We start from the raw sequence: 4,865 nt of genomic DNA, 5'->3' as shown, positions 1-4,865 counted from the left end.
ATTACCAGATGTTTGCAACCAAGTTATACAGTAAGTATACATCCGGATTTCATATGAGAAGAGAACAGATGTTTGACAAAAAAACCTTTACAGACTCGCACTGTAAAGGGGAGGTGGATTCCTCACTTACGATATCAATGGGACATCTAACTTAAAAATAACACACAGTCTTGAAAAAGAAAGAAAGCCCATAACCAGGAATATGGGCTTAAAAATCGTTCCTGTGTTTACTTTTACCTACGATATTTTATCCACTAAAAACCCCACCGCCAAGGGTGGGGCTGGTCCCCTTTCTATGCTTACGCGTACCACCAAATTTTATTCGATTGTTTAGGCGATTGCGCTCTGCGCAGTGCCCAAGGGGCAATCGCACCCACCCTTTTGCTCAAAAAAAACTCGCGCTAAATACGCGAGACGGTCATTTCTACCACAAAAAAGCTGTATCTGTACTCCAATTATTTACTCTTCGTCTAGCCTTTTTCCTCTGAGAAATTGGATTAAGAAAAATACCAAGTCCATTACTTGGTAGGCGGATTCTATCAGTTTCCCTTCATTGTTCTTTTTTAATGCATTCTGGCTCAAAATGCCAAGTATTCTCAGAGGAAAATTAAATAGATAAACCCCCCCAGGTTGCGGCGAGGGGCGGTTAGTAGTATACCATCTTGCGCAACTAAGCTAACACAGACGATAACCTATGACAACTAATCAAATATAATCTGGTACTTCTCACTGAAACTATAAAAAAGCGTACTAATTGCACTGGCAGCCCTTTGCAATTTATCTTCATAAAAATAAAGCTGAAGCGAATCGGGCTGCTTATAGAGAGCGATCGCAGCGGTAACCAATCTTTTATTCTGGCTCGTAAAGACTGGACATACGCTGAAATGCGTAGATTGAAAATCATACACACCGCGCTTAAGCTGCTCTAGCACTGGTTTCTGAATCTCACCACTCAGGCAAGAACCATCATTAAGCTTAGCTTGAAATTCTCCCTTGATACTGTTGAAAGCTCGTTCAAATACGTCCAAGTAGGAGTATTTGTCAACGGGTACTGACCATGCCCAAAACATTAGCCTAGTATCTTTAATGTTTTGAGATTGCACAATATTATTTGTGGAATTATCTATCAATGCTACGAGGAACGTGGCGCGAACATTGGGGTCTGACTCCCTCAACTGTGATATTTCTTCATAACTTTGACGAAAGTTCTTTACTACTTCAGTATGAGTTAACAGCGGTAATTCTACTTGCTTGCTTAACCCAAGGCGATCGCCCAAAGGTGTATCTTTGATTCCGACAACTATTCCAACTACCAGTACCCCCAAAACAGATAAGCGAATTATCCAGGCAGGAGTGGATAAATTCTGATTGGGGAGAAGTGACTTAACGACATCTAAAACAGCATTGATAATTTTTTCAATCATGGCAGCACCTGACATTTATAAAAGCTTGGGTTAGCATAGTGAAAACCTGAAACTCTTCAATAAATCCACCATTAACCCTGAAATTTACTTGCGGCACTTAATCAAGTTTAAGTGCCGCTTTAGTTAGGAGAAATCTATGAACAACGCAGAAGCTCAACAAATATTAGTTAATCGTGGATTGCTCGACCCTCCGGCAGATGGTAAATGGGGCAATCTTAGCAAAAGCGCTTTGATGAAATTTCAAAAGCTCATTGGTGTCTCTGAGCCAGATGGCATTCTTGATGACGTGGCTAAAACCTCTTTAAGGCTTGCACCCCCATTACCGCCTATTGAAGCTGAAGGGTTGATGGAAAAAATCATTAAATACTACCAAAAGAAGAATTATTGGATAGCTCGGGGAAGAGATGTCTACAACATCGTATATATAGAGGGGATGTACCCAGACGGAACCCTCAACAGCGACCGACTGGACGAATGGAACGACACCCGCGCATTATTCCAAGTAGATGATTTTGGGAAAGCTCAAATAGTGGAAGCATGGGCAGCGACTTGTGAGCCTGGTGCTTACTACACTTACCACCGGATGAATCCAGCGGGAGCCGCCAGAATTCAATTTGGGCAATACTGGGCATGGGCTGTGGGCATGCACGGAAACTCACGCCCTCATGAAGCATTGATTCAAGTCGCAGACGTTGAAGTCTGCCGGGACGACAACGAAGATGGGCTGAGAATTGGCGATGCAGTCACTCAGGGACGCTACGGAGTCAATCAGCACGATGGCTCTGATATGGATAAGGTTGGTAGAGCGTCTGCGGGGTGTCTCGTTGGCAAGTCGGTCGAGGGACAGAGGAGGTTTATAGGTCGGGTTAAAAGCGATCGCCGATACCTCGCAAGCAACGCTTATATTTTTTCTACTGTTATACTGCCTGGTGACAAGCTTTAGTTTCGTTAGCTTAATGCTTGAGAAGCTAAACAGAAGAATAAGAAAATCAGCACCGAGCGAAGCAGTAAGACGTTAAAAACTTCCTACTCTTTGGCTAAAAATACTCTAAAAAAAAAGCGATCGCCTTATAATAAACAGAACGGCACCTCTGGAGAAAGATGCCGTTCTGTTGGTCAAGTGGTGGGTTATTTATTTTCAGAAGAGTGTGGCAAAAGACCATATTAACTTCAAGGAAAGAAAAATGGCAATAATTACCCTCGACCGTCCCGAGATTTCAGCGCTCAAGACAAACAAGATTCTTAATAATTTTGAGTACACTTACTTTGCACTTCAGTGGTTAAAAGACGCAGGAAACAGTACTCAGGTGATTGACACTGATGAATTTGAATCCCAATGGGGGATTAACAACACTGAGCTATTACGCCACCTTCAGAGCCTGGAAACGAAAAAAGCACTTAAAATCACCCCAACTGAAATGACAATTACCTGGGGGCAGAACGAAACAACAACCATTTCTCAAGAAGAAGTCCTGAGCATGAAAAAGGATGGACTGATTAACAATACTGCTTATGTCTACTACGCTCTACTTTTGAACAAAGGGGGAGGACTAGCACAACCAGTTTCCCCTGACACTTACTCTGTCGCTCCTTGGAGCATCCCACCCGCGACACTCCTTAATGAATTAGGGAACATTTCCAGTAAAACCAATGAAGACGGAAGCAAGGTTATCACCCTTGACCTGTCCACTATTTCTGTTGTTTGGTTGATTTAATTCTTGTATGCAAGCTGTTTATGATGGCGATGAATATAACCCAATTCATAAACAGCCTCTAGCAACCATAGCTATTTTTTCAAGAGAAGAAGCATGATTAATATAGAAGAACAGTTAGACTCTCTGCTACTTCGTGCAGAGATAATAGACAACACAACTTATACTTACTTGAAGTTACGCTCACAATCTCCCGTTACTCCCTCACCTGTCGATGCTTTCGCCATAATCGACAACAATATCGGGTATCGTGAGTTGTTTGCAGCGATGTGCAATTTAGCTCAAAAAAGAATTATTAATTTTAGATTTCCTCGGTGGAGAGTACAGCTTTATAATAATTTCACTAAAAAGATTACTGAAGCTGAAGTTAGGCGATCGCTTGATACTGTTGGACTTCCAACATATATCTACAACGCGATAAAAGCAGAGCAATGGATAAAATACGGCACTCCATTGTTTATCGATTCCGCTTTTATGAAAAAATGGAATCTCTCTGATGAGCAGATGATTGCTAATTTCTCTAAAGTCATTAACGGAAATCTACGTTTTATTGTAAGTGACTTTAATGGCACTCTTGATTTCACTTGGAATCCTGAAGCAAGCGTCATTCCTAGCGAAGTTTCACTTAATGAGATTAAACTCATAAAATCTCAAGCAGGGACAAACAGAAATCTTTATATCTTCTGGCTGCTGCAACATCAAGCGGCTGAGGACGGAGGCGACACAATTAATTTAAATGCGATCGCGAGAGAAAGCAAAATTTCTACTGGTGATCTGATTTCAGCGCTCGGAAGCCTAAGACAAAGGGGAATGGTAGGCTACAGCCTGGATTCGCTTACCATCAATTGGCTTTCAGATATAAGTGTATTACCAACTACTGAAGTGAAGTCATTAAGTGGATTATTCAAGCCTGAAGCCCTTATGGCGTACAAACTAAAGGCTTTGGAGAATAACACAGTAAACATTACAGACTTCTGTCGGGAAAACGCCTTAACAAATGATGCATTCTACGCTAATTTAAAAAAATTAAAAGCATCCAAGATTTTGACTTATTCTGCTGGAGAGTCCAACGTTTTTTTCAAAGACAGCAGTAATTGGCAAAGCGGCAAATCGTCAAGCAGTAGATCGTCCAGCGAATCGTCAGATGATGGATATTAGAATTCGCCTTATTTTTTTCGACACCACCAAGAACACGGATTCGTTTCCCGCATCGCCCAGCGGCACAACCTCACACGCTCAGGTTTATCAGTGAAGGCTGCCGCCCGGCTCGTTGACACCAGCTTCGCGCTCTTAAAATCGCGCCAAGCAACTCAATGAAATGAAAAGTTATTGCCATCGATGGAGAAAACCAGGTGAAAAACACGCTGATAGGGGTTCAGCCGGGATACCTGTAAAATGGGACACGTTGTAAAGTTTTGTAACGCAGATAAAGCATAACCCTTAATATACGGTTGTTTTAATACCAAACTTTACTTGACTCCTCCAGTTGAAACGTTCCCAAAAATGATTGTTTATGGGCAAGCTTGAGCCACTGAAAGGGTGAAGAGTTGATTTTACCGTGCAAAATCTTGATTGTCTCTTTATCATTTATAGGCAAGTTGGTAAATCAAGAAAGCACACTCTGCAACAAAACTTTACAAGGTGTCCTATTTTGCGCGTATCCCGGCTGAACCCCTAGTACTGTGCGACAGAAATAATCAGACAGTTTAGAAAACTAGAGGACGACCAG

4 protein-coding genes are annotated in these 4,865 nt (G+C 41.8%); 3 read left to right on the top strand and 1 reads right to left on the bottom strand.

The features are described from left to right. Window positions 1-701: 701 nt before the first annotated feature. Window positions 702-1,424, bottom strand: a complete 723-nt coding sequence (locus ACM0OZ_RS47865; RefSeq protein ID WP_414589249.1) for a hypothetical protein — start codon at window positions 1,422-1,424, stop codon at window positions 702-704. Between the two features lie 136 nt (window positions 1,425-1,560). Here ACM0OZ_RS47865 and ACM0OZ_RS47860 point away from each other — a divergent pair, with 136 nt between their 5' ends. The 3 genes from ACM0OZ_RS47860 (at window position 1,561) to ACM0OZ_RS47850 (ending at window position 4,294) form a co-directional block, all read left to right on the top strand. Further along, entirely contained in the window at window positions 1,561-2,367 is an 807-nt protein-coding gene (locus tag ACM0OZ_RS47860; RefSeq protein ID WP_414589994.1) for a peptidoglycan-binding domain-containing protein, read from the top strand. Window positions 2,368-2,608: 241 nt separating this feature from the next. Next, complete coding sequence (locus tag ACM0OZ_RS47855; RefSeq protein WP_414589993.1) at window positions 2,609-3,139, top strand: hypothetical protein; 531 nt, start codon at window positions 2,609-2,611, stop codon at window positions 3,137-3,139. Between the two features lie 93 nt (window positions 3,140-3,232). After that, entirely contained in the window at window positions 3,233-4,294 is a 1,062-nt protein-coding gene (locus ACM0OZ_RS47850; protein ID WP_414589992.1) for a hypothetical protein, read from the top strand. Window positions 4,295-4,865 lie beyond the last annotated feature (571 nt).

Source organism: Scytonema sp. PCC 10023 (assembly GCF_963920835.1).
Taxonomy (GTDB): Bacteria; Cyanobacteriota; Cyanobacteriia; order Cyanobacteriales; family Nostocaceae; genus Kalymmatonema.
The sequence above is the reverse complement of the archived record's forward strand: the minus strand, read 5'-3'. Positions and strand labels throughout refer to the sequence as shown.